This is a genomic window from Corynebacterium sp. HMSC074C11 (assembly GCF_001809455.1).
GTDB classification, from domain to species: domain Bacteria; phylum Actinomycetota; class Actinomycetes; order Mycobacteriales; family Mycobacteriaceae; genus Corynebacterium; species Corynebacterium amycolatum.
Window position 1 is genome coordinate 346,119 of record NZ_KV797740.1, and the last position, 25,482, is coordinate 371,600.

A 25,482-nucleotide genomic window follows, 5' to 3' on the forward strand; every position below is an offset into this window, starting at 1 on the left:
TTGGCCGTCCCTACCTGCGGCCGTGCACGTGCCACTATCGCGTGGAGGCTACTTAGGCTTCTTCGCCGTCACCCAGCAGTTGATGGTGGCATCTTGCACTTCGGTGCCGTTGGCATCGGTCAGCACGATGTGGACGGGAAAATCTACCCCGCCAGTCTCCGGTGTGATGGTGGAGAAGTCCGGCAACTCAGCCTTGGCCACAGCCGTCAGACCACCAACGGAGATGCGCTTGTAGTTCGTCGTCATGCCCTTTGGAACCCAGCGATGCGTTGTCGGTACGCTGGCCTCACAGAGCATGCCCATCGCGAACTCAGCGAGGTTACACGCAGCAATCGCATGCACGGACTTAATGTGATTACGCACGCCCCACCAAGCGGGCATATGCGCTACCGCCAGTCCAGGCTGCATCGTCTCTAACTTGGGGCAGATCGTGCGGAAATATGGCGCCGTCAATGCGGCGGCTAAGGAAAATAAACGCTTGCCGACGACCGGAGTCGCAGCCAACTTCTTCCACATGCGGAATGTTTGAGTCTCTGCCATGTGTCAAGAGTAAAGCCCCAGTACCGGCGGTGATGTCGGTTTCTGAAAAATTAATCAGACGAGGCTTGCAGCCGCAGTCAAACAGGGGGACAGTGCACAAGTAGAGCCCTCGCAGAGCGGCCAGGCCTGCTCGTATTTGTGCCGATACCTGATTAGTTCAGGTTCAGACCACGCTCGATGAACCAGGTCACCGGGTCGACCGGGGTGGTGCCATCCGGGTGAATCTCGAAGTGGAGATGCGTACCGGTGGAGAAGCCACGGTTACCCATACCAGCAATGACCTGGCCAGCTCGGACAGCTTCGCCGACAGCAACGTAGATGGACTCAATGTGGCCGTAGACGGAAACAGAGCCGTCGTCATGGCGAACGCGGATCCACTGACCGTAGCCCTGAGCCGGGCCTGCATCGATAACAGTGCCGTCCATGACGGACATGATTGGGGTGTTGGTGACGTTAGCCAGGTCGACACCATAGTGGAAAGTGCCCCAGCGCGAACCGAACGGTGAGGTCAGCAGCCCCACGGTCGGGATGGAGAGCTTCGGAGCGCGGGCAGCCTGGTCGCGAGCAACGCGCTCCTGGTTGTACTGCAACGCCGTAGCGAGGTGGTCGCTGAGGTTAGTGCTCGGATTGAAGGAGCTGGAGGCCAGCACCATCGGAGCATTGTTCTTCGGCTGAGCAGCGCGGGTCTGAGTCGAAGCTGAGTTCTCCGGAGCCTTATTCTCGGTCTCAGCTGCGTGGGCGACCGCGTTGGAAGAAGCAATCGTCGATGCGGACAGCGCGACCAGTGCTGCGCGAGAAGTTGCGGAAACCTCTACCTTGCGGTGCTTTCCGCCTCCGCGACGAGCATTGAAAAACGTCACTTCAATCTCCCTGCCAACGAAACTCTTTGTAACCCAACTGTTATCTAACTTCTGCGATAATAACGGTTCGATATAGGGCAAGCAACTCATATTTAGAGAACTTGTTCACTAATTTGTCAGTTTCAGTTCAATAGAGCCGTGCTGCGACCGTGGGGCTGTTGTCTTGTATCACGGATCCGGTGAAGCGCAACCGGTGTGTTGCCAGGGGATTTATGGCGGATGCCCCTTAATCGAGGGGGTGGGTAGGGAGGTCGGCAAGTAGTTTCCGGGTGAACTAAGGGTGTGGTAGCGGGGGTGACAAAAGGTAACCCATCGACGTTGGCAAATGGAAACCAACGGCGAAGCCACTTTGGGGGGGGACAGCGGAGGAGATCGGACTCAACGGATACCGTCCGTCCTGGGATCCGTAGCTTCAAATTAGACTCTGCAATGCCTAAACAAAGAGGCGTTGTATGTATGGCACTATATGGCCATGGCTGTGACGCACCCTTGCGTGGCACCCTATCTATATAGGTGGGCAATCAGCTGTCAATGATTAGACGCGGGAAGGACGATGTCACTGTGAAAGGCGCGGATTCGCGGAGAGGTTCCTCCGGTAGCGATCGAAATCGGCGAAGCCGCACCGGTGCCGGTGGCAGCGGCGGTGGTTCCCGTAGCGTCCGCAGTGAGCACAGTGAGCGCACTGCCCGCGCATGGCAGAACACGCAGGCCGGCCGGACTGGCGGTGCGCGCAGCGTCGGTGCCGACAGCAATCGAGGCGCCACGACGAAGATGAAAGCGGGGGGCTCCGGAACGTCGTCACGCAAGGGGCGTCCCTCGGGGTTCCGTCGTTTCATTAACTCTCCCCGTGTGCGCCGGTTTGGGCTGTCTGTTGCCGGTTCTTACGGCGTCGTATTGCTGTTCATCATCTCGGTAGCTCTGATTGGCGTCATCGTGAGCGGCGCTGGAATGTCTCCGCTTCCAGCGAGTATCGCGTCGCTGTGGATGATGTTTAACCTTGCCCCGTTCCGCTTTAACGGCACGACGCTGGGGCTCACGCCGGCGCTACCCGCAGTGCTGACGGTGGCATTCATCGCTTGGCGGGTGCGCCGCGAGGTCGCTGACCGCATCAGCATCAAGGACGTGCGCGCGTTGGTCGGCGCGTATTTGGGCACGCCCATTGTTCTCACCATCATCGCGTGGCTCATGCTTTACGACGCGTCGAAGGTGTTTCCCCGCGTTCAGACCCCCAGTTTCGGTCTGGCGATTGCGGCTGCGCTGCTCGTAAATCTCGTGGCCTTGGTGCTGGGAATGGGGCAGCGGTTGCTGCGTGCACTACTGCTGCGCCGGAAGTTGCCGGAATGGTTGCTCGGGTCTGCGCGACTGGCGGTCAGCTACGTGGCATGGCTGTGGCTGGTCGGTGTTGCGGTGACACTCGTTTCGCTGATTTGGCATCGAGAGTTGCTGGCAGAGACATTTGCAATCACGGATACCGCCGGTGAAAGTGTTGCGGTCAGCGGTCTCTCGCTGCTGTACCTGCCGAATGTAGCCTTCGGTGCTGTCGGTGTGCTGGTAGGTGGAAAATCGACGTTCGGGCCTGCGGAGGCTGGACTATTCGCAGTGCACCCGGCTCAGCTGCCACCCCTGCCGATTTTGGCTGCCATGCCTCAGTCGCTGGCGCACTGGGCTTTCGGAGTGCTGATTGTGCTACCGCCAGCCGTCGCAGCTTGGCGCGTCGTGGCATTCCTGAAGAAATCTGCACCGAAGCAGCCCTACCTGGTCGTCGTTCTCGCTGCCGTGTGGTCAATCATGTTCCTCATGGGGCTGGCTTGGCTGCTCGGCGGTGAGGTTGGCATCTTTGGGTGGGCCGGTGCCTCCTGGTGGCTGACTGGACTGCTCGGCTCGATGTGGCTGGTTGTTCCGGGGGCCATCGTGGTTGTTGCGATGACCGGTCTGCCGTCACTTGGTAGGGACAAGAGAGTCTCGGAAGTGGCCGCAGAAAAGTTCCCGCCGAAGCCTGCGGGAGATGGAAACGGTCATGCTGAGGCTGAGGATGCCGGCGACGCCGATAAGTCCGACAATGACGGGGACAGCTCGGAGGAGTCAGAGGAGTCGGAGGAGATTGTCGACGGGGAAGTCGTAGCGACCTCCGAAGATGAAGCGACCTCCGAAGACGAAGTCGAGTCCGACACAGAGGAGGAATCAGAGTCCGGTGCTGAGTCTGAAGATGCTTCAGAAGACGCTGAGGAATCGGACGACTCTGAAGAGGATTCGGAAAGCGCCGCAGGCGGAGGAGAGCCGAGCGAAGTAGATGCGACCGATGAGGGTGAATCCGATGAGGACACCGAAGACTCGGAGGAGGGTGGCGATGGGGAACCGTCGTCAAGCCAAAAGAGCTAAGCCAACTTAGGGGGAGCGGAATTTGGGGTCTCTGTCGGGCTGGGTAAGCTAAACGCCGTGACTGAAGCACAGCCCGTCGCAGAAATTTCGCACAATAATTCCTCCAGCAAGCAGCTACGCATCGTAGTCCTGGCCTCTGGCCTGGGCTCCCTTTTGCAGTCGATGCTGGAACTGCTGGACGCTGAAAAGGTTCAGATTGTCGCGGTTGGTTCGGACAAGGATTGTCCGGCGCTGGAGAGGGCTCAAAACCTCAATATCCCAACTTTTCGGGTGCCTTTCGATGCTGAGGCAAAGAAGGACCGAGAAGGTTGGGATATTCGTGTTTTAGAGGCCGTGAACAGTTTTTCGCCGGATATCGTTGTCTCGGCGGGTTTCATGCGCATTCTGGGGCCATCATTTGTGGAGGCCTACAGCAATCGCATCATTAATACGCACCCTGCGCTGCTGCCGTCCTTCCCAGGGGCGCGTGCGGTACCGGATGCACTTGACTACGGGGTGAAGGTCACCGGCACGACCGTGCATATTGTTGATAATGGAGTGGACACCGGGCCGATTCTGGCGCAGCAGCCAGTGGCCGTCGAGGACGACGACACGGTGGAGACCCTGCACGAACGAATCAAGGTTGTCGAACGCCGACTCCTGGTTGATGTATTGCACTCGATTGCCGATCACGGAATTGAGCGTGACGGACGAAAGGCTTATCTGAAATGACCAACGACAACACGCAGCGTAAACCGATCAAGCGCGCTCTGATTAGCGTCTACGACAAGACTGGGCTCGAGGAGCTGGCTCGCGACCTGCACGAGGCTGGCGTGGAAATCGTTTCCACCGGTTCCACGGCTGGCAAGATTGCTGCAGCTGGCGTGCCTGTGACCCCGGTTGAGGATCTCACTGGTTTCCCGGAGTGTCTCGAGGGCCGTGTGAAGACGCTGCACCCGCGTGTTCACGCCGGTATTCTGGCTGATACTCGCAAGGAAGACCACCTGGCTCAGCTGAAGGAGCTCGGTGTGGAGGCTTTCCAGCTCGTTGTCGTTAATCTGTACCCGTTCCGGGAGACCGTTGCCTCGGGCGCTTCCTACGACGAGTGCGTGGAGCAGATCGACATTGGAGGCCCGTCGATGGTTCGCGCTGCGGCGAAGAACCATCCGTCGGTCGCCATCGTCGTCGACCCGGCTCGTTACGGCGATGTCGCTACCGCCGTGAAGGAAGGCGGCTTCACCCTCGAGCAGCGCCGTGAGTTCGCTCGCGACGCTTTCCTGCACACCGCTGATTACGACGCAGCTGTGTCCAACTGGTTTGTTGAGCAGCTCGGTAGCGCTGAGGGATCCACGCCGACCCCGCTGCGCTACGGCGAGAACTCTCACCAGTCGGCAACTCTGACCCGCATTGGTACCAAGGGGCTGGCAAACGCCAAGCAGCTGAACGGCAAGGAGATGTCGTACAACAACTACCAGGATGCCGACGCCGCATGGCGTGCCGCCTGGGATCACGAGCGTCCGTGTGTGGCAATCATCAAGCACGCTAACCCGTGCGGCATCGCAGTCTCGGATGAGTCCATCGCCGCAGCTCACCGCGCAGCTCACGCATGTGACTCGATGTCCGCATTCGGCGGTGTCATCGCCGTCAACCGCGAGGTCTCCGTTGAGATGGCCGAACAGGTCAAGGACATCTTCACCGAGGTCATCGTCGCTCCGTCCTACGAAGACGGTGCCGTTGAGGTACTGAAGGCCAAGAAGAATCTGCGTATTCTCGTCGCCGAGTACGAAGCACCGACCACCGAGAACAAGTTCATCTCGGGTGGTCTGCTTACCCAGGATCCGGATACCTACCAGGCAGAGGGCGATAAGCCGGAGAACTGGGAGCTGGCAACCGGCGAGGCATTGAATGCTGAAGAGCTGGCTGAGCTCGAGTTTGCATGGCGCTCCGTCCGCGCCGTGAAGTCCAACGCCATCCTGCTGTCCAAGAACAACGCCACCGTCGGCGTCGGCATGGGCCAGGTCAACCGCGTGGACTCCGCAAAGCTCGCCGTTGAGCGCGCAAATACGCTTGCCGACGGAGAAAACCGTACTCAGGGAGCCTACGCTGCGTCCGATGCCTTCTTCCCGTTCGCTGACGGCCTGCAGGTCCTGATTGATGCCGGTGTGAAGGCAGTTGTCCAGCCAGGTGGCTCCATCCGTGACGAAGAGGTCATCGCTGCTGCCAAGGAAGCTGGCGTCACCATGTACATGACTGGTACACGCCACTTCTTCCACTAATTCTTTCACGGGCTAAGGGCTAACCGCCGAGGTGCTAACTGTCACTTCGGCGGTTTTTCTATCCCCGGACGTGTGGGGACCTGTGGGCGAGGATGCGTGTCCGTTGCTGAGCGGCGGACGATGCAGACACATGTTGGGGCAGGTATTGGTGAGAATTATGCAGACGTAACAGCTCCAATGCGTTTAACATAAGGGCTTATGTCACGTAGAACCGAAGCGCGACGGCGTCGAGAAGCAGAGATTCTCTCCGCTGCTGCTGCGATCCTGGCCGACCGAGGGTTTCATCAGACTCGGTTGGAGGATGTTGGCTCCGCTGTTGGCATTTCTGGCCCAGCTCTTTACCGCTACTTCAGCGGCAAGGAAGAGCTGTTGGCGCAGATCCTCATCGATATTTCTATCCGACTTGTCGATGGTGCGCGAGCAGTTCTCGATCGAGCAAAGAGCAATGATTGGGGTCCAGAGGAGACTCTTCGGGGCCTCCTTGCGCATCACGTGCATTTTGCAGTCACGGAGCCCGATCGCATTCGTGTCCAAGAACGTGAAGGCGGAAATCTAGCGCCAGAGCAGAGCGCAAAAGTGCGTTCCTTGCAGCGTCTTTACATGGTCTTATGGGTGGACGCTCTGCGTGAACTACAGCCCGAACTCACCTCCGACGAGGCGCAGCTTAAAGTCCAGCTCACCGCTGGGTTGATTAACTCTTCCAGACATGTGCTCAAATGGGCGGGTCCCGAGGCGACAAGGGATAATGCCTTTGAGATGGCCCTTGCTGCGCTGGGCATTAACAACCAATAATCCGTATTTATTCTTCTGCCGTCTGGCCTCACTGTGCTCAGCAGTGTGAGGTCAGGCGGTTTTATTGTGTGGAGCGGTCGGTCTTATCCAAGTGAATTTACCCCCCCCGAAACAGATTTCTAGGAGAAACTTAAATCTCTATTGGAAACATGTTGTGACCTCGGGGAGGGGTGTGTACTTCAAGCTGTCTGAAAGGCATCCGGGGGTAAAAGTATGACCTAGGAAACAAAACTTGTTGTGAAGTGACTGTGGTCACATTAACCTTTCCGTCAAGAAAGTTAATAGTCATTAACGGAAAGTATTTCGCCCATGACTCACGCCCCAGCATTGACCAACCGACAGCGCCACGAAGAGCTCGTCGCAGAGCTCAAAGAGTTGCTCAGCACGACAGCACGCGGTGGTTCCGAACGTGCCCGTGCTCGCCATATTTCCCGCGGTAAGCTGCTGCCACGTCAGCGCATCAACCAACTGCTTGACCCCGGCAGCCCTTTCCTTGAGGTCGCACCTCTAGCGGCCCACGAAATGTATGGCGGCAAGGTTCCGGCTGCTGGCGTCATCGCCGGCATTGGCATCATCGAAGGTCGTCGCTGCCTGGTTGTAGCCAATGACGCAACCGTTTCCGGCGGAACGTACTACCCGTTGACTGTCAAGAAGCACCTGCGCGCACAGGAGATTGCCAGCCTTAACCACTTGCCGTGCATTTACCTGGTCGACTCCGGCGGGGCCATGCTTCTCAACCAGGATGAAGTTTTCCCTGATCGCGATCATTTCGGTCGCATTTTCTACAACCAGGCCAACCTCTCCGCTCGCGGGATTCCGCAGATTGCCGCCGTGATGGGATCCTGTACCGCCGGTGGCGCCTATGTGCCGGCAATGAGTGATGAAGCGGTCATTGTGAAAAACCAGGGCACCATCTTCCTGGCAGGCCCACCACTGGTTAAGGCTGCAACTGGTGAAGATGTCACACCAGAGGAACTCGGTGGCGGCGAACTGCACTCCAAGACCTCCGGCGTTACTGACCATCTCGCAGTTAACGATGCCGACGCACTGCGTCGTGTCCGCGATATCGTCGCAACGCTCCCCAAGGACCCGGAAGTTCCGTGGGACACAGAGCCCACCGTCGCGCCGACTCGCAACCAGACCGATCTTTACGATGTCGTCCCCGTCGATGCCAAAGTGCCTTACGACGTTCACGAGGTCATTGAAATTATTGTGGATGGAGGCCAATACCAGGAGTTCAAGGCCGAATTTGGTACGACCCTGGTCACTGCTTTCGCCCGCATTCACGGGCACCGCGTCGGCATTATCGCCAACAACGGCATTCTCTTCGCGGAATCTGCACAGAAGGGTGCGCACTTCATCGAGCTGTGTGATCAGCGCGGCATCCCACTGGTATTCCTGCAGAACACCACGGGCTTCATGGTTGGTCGCGAATACGAGGCCGGCGGTATCGCAAAGCACGGCGCCAAGATGGTCAACGCCGTGGCTACCACCCGCGTGCCCAAGTTCACCGTAGTCATCGGCGGTGCCTTCGGCGCCGGCAACTACTCTATGTGCGGTCGCGCATATTCGCCGCGCTTCCTCTGGATGTGGCCGAATGCTCGCATTTCCGTCATGGGCGGTCCACAGGCGGCGATGACGCTGTCGACGGTTCGTCGCAACCAGATTGAACGCTCAGGTGAGAGCTGGTCGCAGGAAGACCAGGAGGAGTTTGAAGCTCCGATCCGCGAGCAGTTTGAGCGCCAGTCGCACTGCTATTACTCATCGGCTCGCCTGTGGGATGACGGTGTCATCGATCCCGCAGATACCCGCCGAATTCTTGGCATGGCCCTCGATGTGGCAAGTGGCGCGCCCCTGGATGAACAGGGCTTCGGCATCTTCCGCATGTAGTAACCAGCTAAAAACTCTCGACACCGCATTTTCTGGAAAGGAAACACAGGGCACATGACAGCGCACAACACGCAGCCCCACGCAGCTGGCGGCAGCCTGAGTACCGTATTGGTCGCAAACCGCGGGGAGATTGCCTGCCGCATTATTCGAACCCTTCGTGACAACGGAATTCGCTCCGTCGCGGTTTACTCGGATGCCGATGCCGACGCCCCTCACGTCCGCATGGCGGATATGGCCATCCACATTGGCCCATCTCCGGCACGCGAGTCCTATCTGGTTATCGACAAGATCATCGATGCCGCTCGCCGCTGCGACGCAGACGGAATCCACCCCGGTTACGGCTTTCTGTCTGAAAACGCAGACTTCGCGACCGCCTGTGAGGAAGCAGGTATTGAATTCATTGGCCCACCGGCCAGCGCCATCAACATCATGGGTGACAAAATCTCCGCCCGCGCTGCCGTCGAAGCCCGCGATGTTCCCACCGTGCCGGGTCTTTCTCGCCCCGGGCTTAGCGACGAGGACCTCATTGAGGCAGCCCCATCGATTGGCTTTCCTGTACTGATTAAGCCGTCGGCAGGCGGTGGCGGCAAGGGGATGCACCGCGTGGAAAATGCTGCTGACCTGCCGGCGGCACTCGCAACAGCTCGTCGTGAAGCGGCGGGTGCCTTCGGCGATGATTCCCTGTTCATCGAGCACTTCGTCGACACCCCGCGGCATATCGAGGTGCAGATTCTCGCAGATAAACACGGCAATGTAATCCACTTGGGCGAGCGTGAGTGCTCGCTGCAGCGACGCCATCAGAAGGTCATCGAGGAAGCGCCGAGCCCTCTGCTGGATGAGGAAACGCGCAGCGCAATTGGTGAAGCGGCCTGTGACGCGGCACGCTCGGTTGGCTACGTCGGCGCGGGCACGGTGGAGTTCATTGTGCCGGCGAAGGACCCGTCGTCGTTCTTCTTCATGGAGATGAATACGCGCCTGCAGGTTGAGCACCCCGTGACTGAGCAGGTCACCGGCCTGGATCTGGTGGCGCTGCAGGTTGACATTGCCTCGGGACGCCCACTGCCGGTTGCTCAGGAAGATGTAACTCTTACCGGTCACTCGATTGAAGCTCGCGTATACGCCGAAGACCCGGCGGCGGGATTCCTGCCCACCGGTGGCACGGTCACACGTGTCGTCGAGCCGAGCGGGGCGGGGATCCGGGTGGATTCCGGCATTGTCGACGGTTCCGAGGTCTCATCTCTCTATGACCCGATGTTGATGAAGATCATCTCCTACGGTGAAAACCGCGAGCAGGCGCTCGAGCGACTGGACAAGGCGCTGGGAGACACCGTTGTCGCAGGTGTCGGAGTCAATATCGATTTTTGTCGCTATCTGCTGAACGTCCCCGAGGTTCGCGCCGGCGATCTCGATACCGGTCTGCTCGACCGCGTTGCCGAAGGTTTCGCCACCACCGAAACACCGGACGATGTGTACCTCGCCGCCGCGATGGACTGGCTGGCTTCTCGCTTTGAAGAGGCCACCGACTCACCGTGGCTCACCCCGGATGGCTGGCGTGCCAGTGCGCCTGCCGCGCAGCGCATTCGCTTCGGGGCAGGGGAGGACTCGCGCCTGATCTCGATTGTGGGCACCTCGTCGAGTGCCGACGTCGTTGTCGGTGACGTAGTCGCAGGTCTGTCGGCCGAAGCGGAGAACGAAGATATCGACGTTCCAGAACCGCGAAATTACAAAGTTTCGGTCTATCGCGACGGGGAACATCTGCGCATCGTCCGCGACGGAGTTGCACAGCACTTCCTGGTCGAAACCATCGACAACGCTGGGTCAGCGAACCACGAAGAATACGTCGTCGCCGGTGCCCACGGCACCTGGGTATTGCCCCGCACCGAGGTAGTCACCACCGGCGCCGAAGCCGATGCCGGTGGCTCAGGAGTTATCCAAGCTCCGATGCCCGGCGCGATTATCGCGCTGGCGGTGGAGGAGGGAACCCGCGTCGAAGTTGGTGACGCTCTGTTGGTCATGGAGGCCATGAAGATGGAGCACACTCTCACTGCCGAAATTGCAGGTGAGGTTAGCTTCACCGTCGCGCCGGGCGATCAGGTCACCGGTGACCAGCAGCTGGCCGTCATCACCGTGGCCGAAGCCGAGGAATAAAAACCCACACAAAACGCACCAATCAGGTCCCACACCTACAAAATCTTTAAGGAGCACTCATCATGTCCGAAAGCACCAAGATTGCAACCGCCATCCTCGACGACGAATACGTGGAACTGCAGAAAGTAGTTCGCGAATTTGCCAATGAAGTTGTCGATCCGGTTTCCGCCGAGCATGACCGCAACCACACCTTCCCGTACGAGATTGTCTCGCAGATGGGAGAAATGGGCCTGTTCGGTCTGCCATTCCCCGAGGAAGTCGGTGGCATGGGCGGTGACTACCTGTCCTTCGGTATTGCTCTGGAGGAGCTAGCTAAAGTCGATCAGTCGGTCGCTATCACCCTGGAAGCGGGCGTTGGCCTAGGTGCCATGCCAATCTTCCACTTCGGCAATGACAAGCAGAAGGAGACCTACCTGCCCGAGCTGACTGCTGGTAAGAAGCTGGCCGGTTTTGGTCTCACCGAGCCGGATGCAGGTTCCGACGCCGGTGCCACCCGCACGACAGCCCGTGAAGACGGCGATGATTTCGTCATCAACGGTGCCAAGCAGTTCATCACCAACTCCGGTACCGACATCACTTCGCTGGTTACTGTCACCGCAGTCACCGGCCAGAAGGACGATGGAAAGAAGGAGATTTCTACCATCATCGTGCCGAGTGGCACGGAGGGCTTTGTCGCGGAACCGGCTTACGACAAGGTCGGTTGGAATGCCTCCGACACCCACCCACTGACCTTTACCGATGTCCGCGTCCCCCAGGAGAACCTGCTGGGCACCCGTGGTCGCGGCTTCGCTAACTTCCTGTCCATCTTGGCGGAGGGCCGAGTCGCGATTGCAGCTCTTGCCACTGGTGCTGCGCAGGGCTGTGTCGACGAGTCTGTTCGCCACGCAAAGGAACGCCACTCCATGGGCCGAGCGATTGGTGAGTACCAGGCTGTTTCCTTCAAGATCGCACGAATGGAAGCGCGTGCGCATGCCGCACGTATGGCGTGGTACGACGCAGCCGCAAAGATGGCCGCGGGCGCAGATTTCCGTCGTGAAGCGTACATCGCCAAGATGATTGCCTCCGAGGCCGCGATGGACAACGCGCGCGACGCGACACAGATTTTCGGTGGCTACGGATTCATGAACGAGTACCGCGTGGCACGTCACTACCGCGACTCCAAGATTCTGGAGATTGGCGAGGGCACCACTGAAGTTCAGCTCATGCTGATCGCACGCGGATTGGGGCTGTAAAAATGGCTGACAACAACGTAACCGAAGTCACCCACGACGTCGTCCAGCGCGGACTGTGGTTCGAAGAGTACGAGGTCGGCGCGCGTTACCTGCACCGTCCGGGGCGAACCGTCACTGAAACCGATGACGTCCTCTTCACGACGCTGACCATGAACACCCAGCCACTGCACCTGGATGCGCATTGGTCGAGCCAGCAGCCGGGATTCGGCGGCGAGCGGCTGGTCAACTCCATGTGGACGCTGTCGACGGTTGTCGGGCTGTCCGTCGGGCAGCTGACGCTCGGCACCATCGTCGCCAACCTCGGCTTCACCGAAGTGGCGTTTCCCGCACCGATGTTCCACGGCGACACCCTGTATGCAGAGACCGTCTGCCGTAACAAGCGTCTGTCCAAGTCCCGCCCCAACCAGGGCATTGTCGAGCTCGAGCACATCGGTCGCAATCAGGACGGCACCGTCGTCTGCCGCGCCGTCCGGTCCACGCTCGTCCAATGCGCACCGACTTCGCTTGACGACGGCTCCGAGAACGCAGCTTCAGCGGGGAAGTGAGTGGCCCATGTCTACGCATAACTCCTGGCAGCCGCTGGGCCCTGCAATTCTGTTTGCGCCGGCAGACAGGCCGGAACGATTCGCTAAAGCTGCTGACCGTGCCGACATGGTGATTCTGGACCTGGAGGACGGCTGTCGCGCAGAAAACCGTGAGGCCGCCCGCGAGGCTATCGCCTCCTGTGACCTCGACCCGGCCCGCACGATTGTGCGTGTCAATCCACCGGAGGTTGAGGACTACGCAGCGGATATTGACATGCTGCGTGGCACCGCTTTCCGCCAGGTGATGCTGCCCAAGGCTTCATCGGCTCAGCAAGTGGATGAGTTGGTAGCGGCACTGGGGGAGAAGACCCAGGTCATTGCCCTTATTGAAACTCCGCTTGGGGTCATGCGCGCCGAAGAGCTGGCACGGGCCGATGGTGTCGTTGCACTGTTCTGGGGCGCAGAGGACCTGGTGGCGGGATTGGCGGGAACGTCATCACGCTTTAGCGAAGCAGAGGCTGCACTCGTGCCGGGCCGTATCCATGCGGGTAGCTACCGCAGTGTGGCGGTACATACCCGCAGCCACGTTCACCTGGCTGCAGCGGCGCACGGTAAGGCCAGTCTGGATTCCATCTATGTCAATATCTCCGACGCGAATGGGCTAGCTGCGGAGGCAGCGGATGCCGCTGCGTTGGGATTTGCCGCCACCGTCTGTATCCACCCCGGTCAGGTCCCGACAATTCGCCAGGCTTACCGCCCCAGCGACGAGGAGATTGACTGGGCGCGTCGGCTCTTGGCGGAAGCGGAAGAGAACACCGGTGCCTTCAGCTTTGACGGCCGGATGGTGGATGCGCCGCTCTTCCGTCAAGCAGAAGCCATTGCTCGGCGAGCTGCTGTAACCGGTTAGTCCCACGGCCGGTAACGACCACTGATTTATCCGCCTAAAGAACACATTTTCCTCTCACACACTCCGCACTCTGCGGAGTCACTTAAACCAAGGAGATCTCCCCATGACCGCGACATTGAAGAACCACGCAGAACAGCGCACTGCTGATCCTTCGAAGCTGCCGGAGGGCTTCACCACTGTGCCGGCACCATACGGCAAGGATGTTGTCGATGCCGATGGCAACAAGATGAGCCACGTGTTCGGCGCCGGTGTCGAGCAAGGTGCCGCTCCACTTCGCGATGAGACCCTCGGTGAGAACCTGCGTGCGATTGTGGAGAAATTCCCTTCCCGCGACGCCGTCGTTGACGTCTACGCGGATGTCTCCTTTACCTTTGAGCGTTTCTACAACCGAGTTTTGCGCCTGGCCAGCGCTTTCATCCGGGAGGGCTACCGTCCAGGAGACCGCATCGGCATTTGGTCTACCAACCGATGGGAGTGGACCGTGGTGCAGTACGCCTGCCACCACATCGGCTTGGTGCTGGTCAACATCAACCCGGCTTACCGCCAGCACGAGCTGAACTACGTGCTGGAAAAGGCAGGTGTGCGTATGGTTTTTGCCGCTCGCCGCTACAAGGACTCCGATTACCGAACTATGCTGATCGAGGCCTCCAAGCAGCGCGGTGTGCGCTTGGACAAGGTCATTTACTTCGGTTCGTCCGAATGGTACGAGCACATGCACAGCGAAATCGACGACTTGAGCGAGTACACCTCCCAGCTGAAGCCGGATGATCCGATCAACATCCAGTTCACCTCGGGCACGACAGGTTTTCCCAAGGGCGCTACGCTAACGCACCGCAACCTGCTGAACAATGGATACTTCATCGGTGAGCTGTTGGGCTACACCGAGACCGACCGCATCTGTGTGCCGGTGCCGTTCTTCCACACCTTCGGCATGGTGATTGGCACCTTCGCCGCCTTCACCCACGGTGCCGCTATTGTCATCCCGGCCCCGTCGTTTAAGGCGCGTGAAACACTCAAGGCTGTGCACTCGGCCAAGGCCACCAGCCTCTACGGCGTGCCGACGATGTTCATCAATGAGCTTGAAGAAGCTCATGATCAGGAGGAATACGGATCCCCTTACGACCTGTCGCTGCTGCGCACAGGTGTGATGGCAGGTACCTCGTGCCCGTCGAAGACCATGCGTGATGTGATGGACAAACTCAATATGCACGAGATTGCCATCTGTTACGGCATGACGGAGACCTCGCCGGTGTCCTTCCAGACCCGCGCGGATTCTCCGCTGGAAAAGCGCGTCAACACCGTCGGCCAAATCATGCCGCACTTGGAAGCCCGCATCATTTGTGAAGAAACGGGTGAGACGCTGCCGCGAGGCGAACAGGGCGAGGTTGTCGTTCGCGGATACTCCGTTATGAAGGAGTACTGGGAACACCCGGAAAAAACCGCCGAGGCCATCGACGCCGACGGCTGGATGCACACCGGCGACTTGGGTGTGCTTGACGACGAGGGCTACCTGTCCATCACCGGACGTATTAAGGACATGCTCATCCGTGGCGGTGAGAACATCTACCCGCGCGAAATTGAAGAGTTCCTGTTCACCCACCCGGCTGTCGTCGATGCGCAGGTCATCGGTGTGCCGGATGACAAGTACGGCGAAGAGATTATGGCATGGGTAATTCTGCACGACGATGTGGAAGACCTCACCGCTGACGATGTGGCGGCCTTTGCCCACGGCAAGCTGTCGCGTCACAAGATTCCGCGCTACGTCCACGTCGTCGAAGAGTTCCCGATGACCGCGTCGGGCAAGGTCCGCAAGGTCGAGATGCGTGAGATGGCTCCGCGAATCCTGGGCTGGGTGTAGAACAATGTCAAAAACAACTGATCAGACCGGCCGAGAGCTTGTCGCAGGCCTTGTCACTGATGGAATGACCCTGGCAGTTGGCGGCTTTGGCCTGTGTGGTGTGCCATATACCCTCATCGAAGGCGTGCGCGACTCCGGGGCAAAAGACCTCACCATCGTGTCCAACAACATGGGCATTGACGGTACTGGACTCGGCATTCTGTTGGAGAACAAACAGGTGGCAAAGGTAGTGGCCTCCTACGTCGGCGAGAACAAGGAGTTTGCCCGCCAGTACCTCGAAGGAGAAATCGAGGTGGAGTTCACCCCTCAGGGAACTCTGGCTGAGCGGCTTCGCGCAGGGGGCGCAGGTATTCCCGCGTTCTACACCGCAACCGGCGTCGGCACGCTCGTTGCAGAGGGCAAGCCCCACGCCGACTTCGACGGGCAGACCTACGTGCAGGAGCGTGGCATCGTTGCTGACATTGGCCTGGTGCACGCCTACCACGGCGATATCGAGGGCAACCTTGTCTATCGCCGGACCGCGCAGAACTTCAACCCGCTGTGCGCAGCATCCGGCAGGGTGACCGTTGCGGAGGTGGAGCACTTGCTTGGCCGCGGTGAGATCGACCCGGATCTGGTGATGACTCCGGGTGTGTATATCCAGCACATCGTCCGCGGTGACGGCCGTGAGAAGCTCATTGAAAAGCGCACAACTCGGCCACGCAATACCGATTCCAGCCACGATGCCGGTGACGCGGCAGCAGGGGAGGAGATTTAAATGGCACCTGCGAAGACAATTATGGACAAGGGCTGGAGCCGTGACGAGATGGCACAGCAGGCCGCCGAAGAGCTGCGCGATGGCGACTATGTGAATCTGGGTATCGGCATTCCGACACTGGTGGCAAACCATATTCCCGAAGGTGTGCGTGTTCTGCTGCAGAGTGAAAACGGAATTCTGGGAATGGGCGCCTTCCCATATGAAGGTGAAGAGGACGCCGACCTTATCAATGCGGGCAAGCAGACCGTGACATTGGTGCCGGGCGCGGCAATCTTCGACTCCGCCACCAGCTTCGGCATGATTCGCGGCGGTGCTGTGAAAATGGCCGTGTTGGGTGCAATGGAGGTTAGCCAGTGCGGTGGCCTGGCCAACTGGATGATTCCAGGAAAGATGGTCAAGGGCATGGGCGGCGCGATGGACTTAGTCGCTGGTACCCCTCGAGTGGTGGTTTTGACCGATCACGTTTCCAAAGATGGCAAACCAAAATTGGTAAAAGCCTGCGAACTGCCCCTCACAGGTGCAAAAGTAGTGAAAAGGATTATTAGCAACCTGGGAAGCTTCGATGTCGCTGATGATCACCTGGTGTTACGCAGGCTGGCACCTGGGGTGACGCTAGCCGATATCGAGGCCAACACCGAAGCCGCATACGTGGTTGACCTCGAGAATTAAATACGCAGCAATCATGGTCAGTCCACACTCATCAGATTTGACTTAGGAGAATCCATCCATGAGTAACCTTCCAACTCCCAGCCCGAATGATGTCGTTATCCTCGCCGGTGCCCGCACCCCGCAGGGCAAGCTGCTCGGCCAGCTGGCACCGCTTACTTCCGTCGAACTCGGCGCACATGCTGTCAAGCACGCTGTCCAGCGTTCCGGCGTTGCCCCGGAAGAGGTTCAGCACGTCGTTCTGGGCCAGGTGATTCTCGCAGGCGCTGGCCAGAACCCGGCCCGACAGGTCGCCATTAAGGCAGGTCTGCCATGGAATACGACCGCTGAGATCGTTAACAAAGTCTGCCTCTCAGGCCTAAACGCTGTCATTCACGCCGCTCGCCTGATTCGTCTCGGTGATGCAGACGTTGTTGTTGCAGGTGGTCAGGAGTCCATGACGCACGCTCCGCACGTTGCACGCGGTGTTCGTCAGGGCAAGTCCTTCGGTGCGCTGAAGCTGGAGGACACCTTGGAGCGCGACGGTCTAGTCGACTCCTTCGATGGTGTGTCCATGGGTACGCTTACCGACGGTCCGAACAGCGACCTCGGCATTAGCCGCGAGCAGCAGGACGAAGTTGCGGCCGCTTCTCACCAGCGTGCAGCCAAGGCGCAGGAAGACGGCATTTTCGCGCAGGAAATCGCTCCAATCGAGATTCCGCAGCGCAAGGGTGACCCGGTAGTTGTCGACACCGACCAGGGCATTCGCCCGGAGACCACTGTGGAGACCCTGGCTAAGCTGCGTCCGGTCTTCCTGAAGGAAAACGGCACCATCACTGCCGGTAACTCCTCGCCGATTTCCGACGGTGCCGCAGCAGTTGTGCTGGCATCGCGTGCCTACGCAGAGAAGCACGGCCTGGACTACCTCGCAGTTGTGGGCAAGGCCGGCCAGACCGCAGGTCCGGATAACTCCCTGCACGCTCAGCCGGCGGACTCTTTGAAGGAGGCTCTGCGTCGCGCTGAGTGGGACGCGCAGGAGCTTGACTTCATCGAGATCAACGAGGCATTTGGTGCGGTGGCCGTCAAGTCCCTGCGTGAGCTGGACTACCCGCTGGAAAAGACCAACATCCACGGTGGCGCGATTGCCCTCGGCCACCCGATTGGCTGCTCCGGTGCCCGCCTGACTCTGACCGCTGCAATGGAGCTGAACCGTCGCGGTTCGGGTCGCGCTGGTGTGTCCCTGTGTGGTGGCGGCGGCCAGGGCGACGCGCTGCTGCTGTACCGCGACTAATCGCATAGGTTAAAAACTCAGTAAACCCGCGTTGTGGTTTCCACTCTATGGACCCCACAACGCGGGTTTTGTTGTCTCCTGGGAGAGCCTGCGCGAAGGTGATTCGAGTTTTCAATTAGGTTAGGAGCTATGACAGGCTTTAGCTCCCTCGATGGTGAACAGACCTTCCCTTGGCTTCCCTCTGGCCCGGCGCTACTCTTCGCCCCGGCTGACCGTCCGGAACGTTTCCAGAAAGCTGCTGAACGATCGGACATGGTCATTATTGACCTGGAGGACGGCGCTGCCGTTGACAATCACGAGCAGGCACGTGCGAACATCATCAACAATCCGCTCGACCCGGAGGTGACTATTCTTCGGATTACCGGTCCTGGGACTCCGACCTTCGCGGAGGATGTCGCCTTTGCCCGTACATGTGACTACGACATCGTCATGGTGCCCAAGATTCGAGACTCCATTCCCGCAGAGCTCGAAGGGTTGAAGATCATCGCGATGATTGAAACCCCGCAGGCCATGATTAATATCCAGCAGATTGCCACGCACCAGGACGTTGTGGGGCTGTTCTGGGGTGCCGAAGACCTGACCGCCGAACTCGGTGGGGCGTCCTCGCGTCAGAGTGTGGATGAAAACCCTCGTCGCCACTACCGCGATCCGCAGCGATTGGCGCGTGCACTCGTTCAGGTGCATGCAGCTGCAGCGGGTATTGCCGCCATTGATGCCGTTCATACTGACTTTCGCGATGAGCGCGGCCAGTACCTAGAGGCTCTCGATGCCGTGGGCTGTGGTTTCTTGGCTACGGCCTGCATCCACCCGGCGATGGTGCCGCCGGTGCGCAAGGCATATAAGCCGTCGGAAGCAACGCTCGCCCGCGCCCGGAAGATTGTCGATCACGCAGGTACGCACACTGGCGCCTTCCAGCTCGATGGCGAGATGATTGACGCGCCCGTCGTAAAGCAATCGGTAGCAGCGCTCGCGCGTGCGGGGATTTCGGAGTAACTAGCGGCGGGATTTCGCCAGGTTCTCGGTGACTTTCCGGTCGATGCGGCCGAAGTTGTAGTACGCCGCACAAGCGCCTTCGGGGGAGACCATGCAGGTGCCGATGGGGGTCGCCGGGGTGCAGGCGGTGCCGAAGACCGCGCATTGCCACGGCTTGATGTGTCCGGTGAGCACAGATCCGCATTCGCAGGTCACGGGGTCTGGGATACGGCGCCCCGGCACCTGGAAACGGCGCTCGGCGTCGAATGCTGCGTATTCTTCAGAGATGCCGAGGCCGGAGTTTTCAATCCAGCCGAGACCGCGCCACTCGAAGGTGTCGCGGAGGGAAAAGACGCGGTCCATAAGTTTCTGCGCGGTGGTGTTGCCGGAGGAGCGCACAACGCGCGCGTACTGGTTGTCCACCCGCGACTTACCGGCAGCAACGTCGCCGCTGACGAATTGATCTAGCAGCATGACGACGGCCTGGAGTACATCCAATGGCTCAAAACCGGTGACCGCCACCGGCAGATTGAACTCGCGCGGCAGGAACTCGAAAGCGTCCGTGCCGGTGGTGGTGGCCACGTGGCCTGGGCCGATAAACCCATCAACCTTGGTTTCGCCGCCGTTGACGATGGCGCGCAGCGGCGGCTCGATAAGTACGTGGTTGGAAAACACGGAGAAGTTTTCCACACCCTGCCGGCGTGCGGCCTCAACGGTCACGGCAGTCGACGGGGCGGTGGTCTCGAATCCGACGGCGAAGAAAACGACCTGCTTATCGGGGTTGTCGGTGGCAATTTTCAGAGCGTCGAGAGGCGAGTAGACAAAGCGTACATCGGCGCCGCGCGCACGTGCCTGCATCAGCGACGTTTCGGACCCCGGCACGCGCATCATGTCGCCGAAGGTCGTGAAAATGACGTCTTCCTGCTGTGCCAGCCAGATGGCATCGTCGACGCGCCCCATGGGGATGACACAGACGGGGCAGCCGGGTCCGTGAATCAGCTCGATGTTCTCCGGTAGGAGGTTTTCCAAGCCGTAGCGGTAAATGGTGTGCGTGTGCCCGCCACAGACTTCCATCAGTGCGATGGGCTTTTCCAGCTTGGTGGCCTCGCGTTCAATGCGTGCGAGCAGCTTCTTCGCAGCGGCGGGATCGCGGAATTCGTCAACGTATTTCATGGTGCCGTCCAGCCCCTTAGTTGATCTGTGACGATGAGAAGGATTCCAGCTCATCCTCGTAAGCGTCGCCACCTAGCTGTTTGATTTGCTGGAGCGAGAGTCTGGCCTCTTCCTCGTCGATCTTGCTCATGGCGAAACCGACATGTACGAGAACCCAATCACCGGCGGTGAGGTTCTCGTCAATAAGTAAATCGGTGGAAATCATGCGTGCGACACCACCAATTTCCACTGTTGCGCGGGCCGCATCGTGGACTTCTGTGATCACTGCAGGGACACCAAGACACATACGCTTCTCCTCGTTTGCAATACTTTTCGAGACTACCATCAGGGGCAGTGCGCCTCGTTTTTGGAGTATTAGTTGCGCAATTTGTCATTGTCCGCCTCGCAGCCGTGCAGTTTAAGGATATGTAGCCATGCAGCCGAAGAATCGTCTGAACACCAACGAAGCCAAGGTCAACACCAATATCGGGCGCGTTCGGGCGCGTCCGTTCAGGCTTCTCGATGACTATGTCACCCTGCAACACGGCTCCGGTGGAAAGGCATCCGCCGCTTTAGTCGAACAGGTCTTTTTCGACGCCTACGGCAATGAGATTCTCGGACAGGGAGGAGATTCCGGGCTCTTCGCAGCCGCTGCTGTTGTCGAGGCTGCGACCGCTTCCGCACATGGCGGAGCGCGGTTGGCTATGTCCACCGACTCCTATGTGGTCAACCCCATCGAGTTCCCGGGCGGCAACATCGGCGATTTGGCCGTCAACGGCACAATCAACGATCTGGCGGTAGCCGGAGCCAGGCCGCTGGCGCTGACCGCATCGTTCATCCTGGAAGAGGGGCTGGAGATCGCGACTCTCCGTCGCATCGTGGCGAGTATGCGCACCGCTGCCGATGCCGCAGGGGTGAGCATCGTCGCCGGCGACACCAAGGTTGTGCCGAAGGGCGCAGGTGACCAGGTCTACATCACCACGGCCGGGGTGGGCGTGGTCAGCAGCGACTACGCCGGTTCCGCTACGGCAGGATCTGTCTACGCAAACATCGAGGTTGGAGACCGAATTCTTGTCTCCGGGCCAATCGCCGATCACGGCATGGCCGTCATGCTCGCCCGTGGCGACTTGGCTTTGGCCGCACCTATCGAGTCCGATACCCGCGCCGTCAACGGTCTGGTCGAAGCGCTACTTGAAGCTGCCCCCGGCACTCGCTGGATGCGCGATGCCACCCGCGGCGGCCTCGGCACGGTCGCCAACGAGCTCGCCCGTGGCACCGGTTTTGGTGTCGTGCTTGACGACGGATCCATTGCGGTTCGTGAAATGACCCGTGGGGCCTGTGACATGCTCGGCATCGACCCCCTCTACGTCGCCAATGAAGGCACCTTCGTCGCCGTTGTCCCCGCTGAGCAATCCGAGGCAGCGCTCAGTGCGCTCCACGCAGCCGGGGCTTCCGAGGCTCGTGATATCGGCTCCATCGAGGACGAGCCCGCCGCTTCCGTGGTGCTGGTCACCGGATTCGGTGGCACCCGCATGGTGGACATGTTGGTCGGCGACCCGCTGCCGCGCATCTGCTAGACATCCATGCCGGTTGCCGCCAGCAGGCGACCGGCCACCGCCTGGCCAAGACTCAAGCCGCCATCGCCCGGCGGCACGATTTGATGCTGCAACAGAGTAAAGCCCTCAGCTGCAACTTCGCGCCGCAGCAACTCCATCAACAGCGCATTATTCGCACAACCCCCGCTGACACCGACAACATCGGTTCCAGTTTCCTCCGCCGCCTGCACCAATCGCTTGCCGACGACGCCCGCAACCCCACTGTGAAACAAAAATGCGGCCTGCTCAACGTCAGGCGATGCTACCGCCTCCGGGATGACCTCCTGGAGGGGCACCGGCTTCGTCCCCGAACTGACCGCTCCGAGCGCTTCCGCATGCGATCTCACGTAGCGAGTCGCCACTGCCTCCAACTCCATGGCCGCTTGCGCCTCATAGCTGATGGCCGCACCACCGCGCCAGCGAGGAAGCAGCAGAGCTGCGGCGGCATCGAATATGCGGCCTAGAGACGAAGTTTGCACGGTGCCGATTCCCGTCGCCAGCTGGCTTTTAACCAGCGCTACTTCGTGTTCGTTGGAGAGGTTGCGCAAGAGACGGTCGTCGTCAAGCGCCCATGCGTGAGTGAGACCGAGGGCTAGCCGCCACGGATGCGTGACGGCACGATCGCCGCCTACCAATGGGAAAGAGGGGCAGTGCCAGGTGCGTTCCCAGCCTGCAGAATCTCGACTGAGTGTGAGGATTTCTCCGCCCCAGATGGAACTATCTGTGCCATAGCCAGTGCCGTCGAGGGTAGCGACGACTGCGCGACCGGCACCGGGGGAAAGGAGGCGGTGTTCGGCGAGTAGGGAGAGCGCGTGGGCGAAGTGGTGTTGAACCGAGAGCAGCTCGATGTCGTGCTCGGCAGCGAAGCGTTCGGCGAAGGCGGTAGTGGCGTAGCCCGGGTGAAGGTCGCAGACGACAAAATCCGGGGTCGCGTCACGCATGGAAAGGAGCTGATCAACTGCTCTCTGGTAGGTCTTCTGACTAGCCCACGAACCCATGTCACCAATGTGTGCGGAGATGTGAACGAGGTCCCCATGCGCGATCGCGAAAGTGTTCTTCAGCTCCCCGCCAGTCGCGAAAATGGTGGGTTGCGACGTACTACGGGCGCTGGTGCCAGGGCCAGTGCCGGTGCTAGTGCCCGTGTGGCTACGAGAATCGATGGCCGCGATTGAAATGGGGATGGGAGCGAAGCCACGGGACCGGCGCGATGGGGCGGTGCCGATGAAAACCGAATCTTCAACGGGTACGTGGATTTCGCGGTCGTGGAGGATGAAAGCGTCGGCGATGTGACCGAGCTTCTTCAGCGCGTCGGCATTGTCGGTGCACACGGGCTCGCCACTGAGGTTGCCGCTGGTGACCACGAGCGGGCGATCGCAAAGCAACAGGTGAATGCCTGAGTATGGAAGCATAATGCCGAAGCTGTTGAGACCAGGGGCGATGAGATCGGAAAGCGGCCCCGACTGCTGCTTCGGTGCAATCACAATCGGTGCCTCAGGGGAGTCGAGGAAACGCTTCTCCTGCTCAGTTAACTCAACCAGTTGGGCAGCGGTGTCAACAGTGGGAGCCATTACCGCCAACGGTTTGTCGGGTCGACGCTTGCGCATCCGTAGTTTCTCGCAGGCAGCGTCGTTGGCGGCATCACAGACCAGGTGAAAACCACCAATACCTTTGACGGCGAGCAAGGCGCCGTCGTCAAGCAGCGCGTGTGCGCGACGAAAGAGTGCGAGAACTTCCTCGCGGGAGGTAGCGGTGGTGGTGCCGCCTGTATCGTGCCAGCTCAGACGCGGGCCGCAGTCAAAGCAGCTGATTGGCTGGGCGTGATAGCGGCGGTCGGCGGGGTCGGTGTATTCGCGCTCACACGGGGTGCACATCGGAAAGGCCGCCATAGTGGTGCGCGGGCGGTCGTAGGGCAGTTCAGTGATGATGGACAGACGAGGCCCGCAGTTGGTGCAGGAAATGAAAGGGTAGAGGTAGCGCGGGTTGGTAGGGTCGAAAAACTCACGGCGGCAGTCCGGGCACAGTGCGGTGTCGGGCGGAAGCAGCGCGCGGCCGGAGTAGCTGTGGCGAGAGGGCACGATGGTGAACTCGCGCTCATGGCCCAGCGCAGCGATGTGCTCGGCGGAGTGATTGATGATGCGGGCAAGCGCCGGCAGTTCGGTGAAAAGCTGGCTGCGGAAGGCCGCGAGGGCGTCCGACGTGCCTTCTACCTCGATGAATACGCCCTGCTCATCATTGCCGCAGAAGCCGACGAGACCCGCGCGCCGGGCGATGGTGGCCACAAAAGGGCGGAATCCGACCCCCTGGACGATTCCTTCGATACGCCAGCGAATGCGTTGAATGCCCGTGCCCATCCCCGCCCCGGTCGTGCCTGCCTTTTCCATGCGTTCAACTTTACGTAAGCGACTCGGGTCCGTTCGCACTGCTACTTTGGAGATTGTGCACGAAGTAGCGTTGAGCATGCAGTTGGCGAAGGTTGTCACGAGAGCAGCCGAGGGGCGGAATGTACGCACTGTGCACCTGCGGATAGGCGCTCTGCGTCAGGTTGTTCCAGAAACCCTTTCATACGCGTGGGATTTCGTCAGTCGCGATACCGGTTTGGGGCACGCGAAATTGGAGATTGACTGGGTACCTGCCGTTGTCGAATGCGCGCACGGCCATCGCGAACAGGTCGGGCCACTCGACGGTCTGCTGTGCCCCACGTGCGGAAAGCCCGGACGCGTAATCTCGGGGGAAGAGTTCACAATCGTCGACATCGACGTCGACGCGCACAAGTAGGAAAGACGGTTTAATCATGGGACGTTTCCACCGGCACGACGGCGATGACGCACACCACCACCATCATCATGACCATGACCACCACCACGGCCATGACCACGTTCATCTCGCCGACCCCAATGACACCAGCCACGGCGACCACTCGGGTTATGAAACTGGTGTGGAACGCGTGACCATCCTCGAGGACATCTTCAGCGAGAACGACCACCGCGCGGAGCATAATCGCGAGTTGCTTGCCGAACATGGTGTTGAGGCCATCAACCTGATGAGCTCCCCGGGTTCAGGCAAGACCGCGCTGTTGGAGAAGACACTGGTGGCTGCGCAGGGCAAGCTGCGCGTCGGCATTATCGAGGGCGATATTGAGACGGCCCTCGATGCCGATCGTCTGGAGGGCTACGGGGCACAGATTTCGCTGCTGAACACGGGCAACGGATTCGGTGGCGAATGCCACTTGGACGCCCCCATGGTCTCCCGCGCGCTCGAGGGGCTGAATCTGGACACGCTTGACCTGGTCATGATTGAAAATGTGGGAAACCTCGTCTGTCCGGCTGAGTTTGAGGTCGGTGAGACTCGCAAGGCAATGGTCTACTCCATTACTGAAGGTGAGGATAAGCCGGTCAAGTATCCGGTGATGTTCCGCTCTGTGCAGGTAGTGGTTATCAACAAGATGGATCTTGCCCCGTACCTTGACTTCGACATGGAGCTCTTCCGCGCCAACCTGGAAAAGGTCAATCCAGGGGTGAAGGTGATTGAGGTCTCCGCTAAGACCGGGGAGGGCATCGACAAGTGGCTCCGTTGGGTCAACCCTGCGCTGGGTGATTAAGCACGCGCCGGGGTCGTCGTGAAGCAGGGGACATTACGGCATGCTTGACGACGGTCCCGCTGCCCCCCCCCGTTTCGCTCCACCTTA

The 25,482-nt window shown here is 59.9% G+C and carries 22 protein-coding genes; 17 read left to right on the forward strand and 5 right to left on the reverse strand.

Annotation, left to right across the window (positions count from 1 at the left end; genetic code table 11):
- Positions 1-48: 48 nt before the first annotated feature.
- Both HMPREF2614_RS09865 and HMPREF2614_RS09870 read right to left on the reverse strand, forming a co-directional pair.
- The gene (locus tag HMPREF2614_RS09865; protein ID WP_049190290.1) at positions 49-540 is read right to left on the reverse strand and encodes a hotdog fold domain-containing protein; all 492 of its coding nucleotides are present in this window, start codon (positions 538-540) and stop codon (positions 49-51) included.
- A 152-nt stretch (positions 541-692) separates the two neighbouring features.
- Positions 693-1,400 carry a M23 family metallopeptidase gene (locus tag HMPREF2614_RS09870; RefSeq protein ID WP_083300229.1) on the reverse strand — a complete coding sequence of 236 codons (708 nt, stop codon included), beginning with the start codon at positions 1,398-1,400 and terminating at the stop codon, positions 693-695.
- Positions 1,401-1,931: 531 nt separating this feature from the next.
- Between HMPREF2614_RS09870 and HMPREF2614_RS09875 the strand changes: the two genes are divergently transcribed.
- From HMPREF2614_RS09875 to HMPREF2614_RS09940, 14 genes are all read left to right on the forward strand, one after another.
- On the forward strand, positions 1,932-3,779 hold the full coding sequence (locus tag HMPREF2614_RS09875) for a cell division protein PerM (RefSeq protein ID WP_070560889.1): 1,848 nt from the start codon (positions 1,932-1,934) through the stop codon (positions 3,777-3,779).
- Positions 3,780-3,836: 57 nt separating this feature from the next.
- Positions 3,837-4,490 (forward strand): phosphoribosylglycinamide formyltransferase, encoded by a 654-nt coding sequence (gene purN, locus HMPREF2614_RS09880; protein ID WP_016422166.1) that lies wholly within the window; start codon positions 3,837-3,839, stop codon positions 4,488-4,490.
- Entirely contained in the window at positions 4,487-6,034 is a 1,548-nt protein-coding gene (gene purH, locus HMPREF2614_RS09885) for a bifunctional phosphoribosylaminoimidazolecarboxamide formyltransferase/IMP cyclohydrolase (protein WP_070560891.1), read from the forward strand. The genes purN and purH overlap by 4 nt, the downstream gene beginning before the upstream one ends.
- A gap of 198 nt (positions 6,035-6,232) precedes the next feature.
- Positions 6,233-6,826: a TetR/AcrR family transcriptional regulator gene (locus HMPREF2614_RS09890; protein ID WP_038627845.1), complete on the forward strand. Its 594-nt coding sequence runs from the start codon at positions 6,233-6,235 to the stop codon at positions 6,824-6,826.
- A gap of 309 nt (positions 6,827-7,135) precedes the next feature.
- Complete coding sequence (locus HMPREF2614_RS09895) at positions 7,136-8,716, forward strand: carboxyl transferase domain-containing protein (RefSeq protein ID WP_049182293.1); 1,581 nt, start codon at positions 7,136-7,138, stop codon at positions 8,714-8,716.
- A 54-nt stretch (positions 8,717-8,770) separates the two neighbouring features.
- The gene (locus HMPREF2614_RS09900) at positions 8,771-10,864 is read left to right on the forward strand and encodes an acetyl-CoA carboxylase biotin carboxylase subunit (RefSeq protein ID WP_070560893.1); all 2,094 of its coding nucleotides are present in this window, start codon (positions 8,771-8,773) and stop codon (positions 10,862-10,864) included.
- A gap of 62 nt (positions 10,865-10,926) precedes the next feature.
- Positions 10,927-12,096, forward strand: a complete 1,170-nt coding sequence (locus HMPREF2614_RS09905; RefSeq protein WP_049182292.1) for an acyl-CoA dehydrogenase family protein — start codon at positions 10,927-10,929, stop codon at positions 12,094-12,096.
- A gap of 2 nt (positions 12,097-12,098) precedes the next feature.
- Positions 12,099-12,641, forward strand: coding sequence for a MaoC family dehydratase (locus tag HMPREF2614_RS09910; RefSeq protein ID WP_038627852.1), 543 nt, complete (start codon positions 12,099-12,101; stop codon positions 12,639-12,641).
- Between the two features lie 7 nt (positions 12,642-12,648).
- Positions 12,649-13,527: an HpcH/HpaI aldolase/citrate lyase family protein gene (locus HMPREF2614_RS09915; RefSeq protein ID WP_070560895.1), complete on the forward strand. Its 879-nt coding sequence runs from the start codon at positions 12,649-12,651 to the stop codon at positions 13,525-13,527.
- Between the two features lie 103 nt (positions 13,528-13,630).
- Positions 13,631-15,385, forward strand: a complete 1,755-nt coding sequence (locus HMPREF2614_RS09920) for an AMP-binding protein (protein ID WP_038627856.1) — start codon at positions 13,631-13,633, stop codon at positions 15,383-15,385.
- A 4-nt stretch (positions 15,386-15,389) separates the two neighbouring features.
- Complete coding sequence (locus HMPREF2614_RS09925; protein ID WP_038627858.1) at positions 15,390-16,142, forward strand: CoA transferase subunit A; 753 nt, start codon at positions 15,390-15,392, stop codon at positions 16,140-16,142.
- Positions 16,143-16,811, forward strand: coding sequence for a 3-oxoacid CoA-transferase subunit B (locus HMPREF2614_RS09930; protein WP_038627860.1), 669 nt, complete (start codon positions 16,143-16,145; stop codon positions 16,809-16,811).
- 58 nt (positions 16,812-16,869) lie between these two features.
- Positions 16,870-18,078 carry an acetyl-CoA C-acetyltransferase gene (locus HMPREF2614_RS09935; RefSeq protein WP_049182283.1) on the forward strand — a complete coding sequence of 403 codons (1,209 nt, stop codon included), beginning with the start codon at positions 16,870-16,872 and terminating at the stop codon, positions 18,076-18,078.
- Positions 18,079-18,207: 129 nt separating this feature from the next.
- Positions 18,208-19,071, forward strand: coding sequence for an HpcH/HpaI aldolase/citrate lyase family protein (locus HMPREF2614_RS09940; RefSeq protein ID WP_070560897.1), 864 nt, complete (start codon positions 18,208-18,210; stop codon positions 19,069-19,071).
- Here HMPREF2614_RS09940 and hypD read toward each other — a convergent pair whose 3' ends face one another.
- Together hypD and HMPREF2614_RS09950 are read right to left on the reverse strand one after the other, a co-directional pair.
- Positions 19,072-20,223 (reverse strand): hydrogenase formation protein HypD, encoded by a 1,152-nt coding sequence (gene hypD / locus HMPREF2614_RS09945; protein WP_016422178.1) that lies wholly within the window; start codon positions 20,221-20,223, stop codon positions 19,072-19,074.
- 16 nt (positions 20,224-20,239) lie between these two features.
- Positions 20,240-20,509: a HypC/HybG/HupF family hydrogenase formation chaperone gene (locus tag HMPREF2614_RS09950; protein WP_038629409.1), complete on the reverse strand. Its 270-nt coding sequence runs from the start codon at positions 20,507-20,509 to the stop codon at positions 20,240-20,242.
- Between the two features lie 127 nt (positions 20,510-20,636).
- On the opposite strand from HMPREF2614_RS09950, the gene hypE reads away from it, so the two are divergent.
- Positions 20,637-21,779, forward strand: coding sequence for a hydrogenase expression/formation protein HypE (gene hypE / locus HMPREF2614_RS09955; RefSeq protein WP_070560898.1), 1,143 nt, complete (start codon positions 20,637-20,639; stop codon positions 21,777-21,779).
- Here hypE and hypF read toward each other — a convergent pair.
- Positions 21,776-24,178, reverse strand: coding sequence for a carbamoyltransferase HypF (gene hypF, locus HMPREF2614_RS09960; RefSeq protein ID WP_083300230.1), 2,403 nt, complete (start codon positions 24,176-24,178; stop codon positions 21,776-21,778). The two genes, hypE and hypF, sit on opposite strands and share 4 nt — an antisense overlap.
- Positions 24,179-24,254: 76 nt before the next feature.
- Here hypF and HMPREF2614_RS09965 point away from each other — a divergent pair, with 76 nt between their 5' ends.
- Entirely contained in the window at positions 24,255-24,572 is a 318-nt protein-coding gene (locus tag HMPREF2614_RS09965; RefSeq protein ID WP_038627871.1) for a hydrogenase maturation nickel metallochaperone HypA, read from the forward strand.
- 16 nt (positions 24,573-24,588) lie between these two features.
- Complete coding sequence (gene hypB, locus HMPREF2614_RS09970; RefSeq protein WP_070560903.1) at positions 24,589-25,395, forward strand: hydrogenase nickel incorporation protein HypB; 807 nt, start codon at positions 24,589-24,591, stop codon at positions 25,393-25,395.
- Positions 25,396-25,482 lie beyond the last annotated feature (87 nt).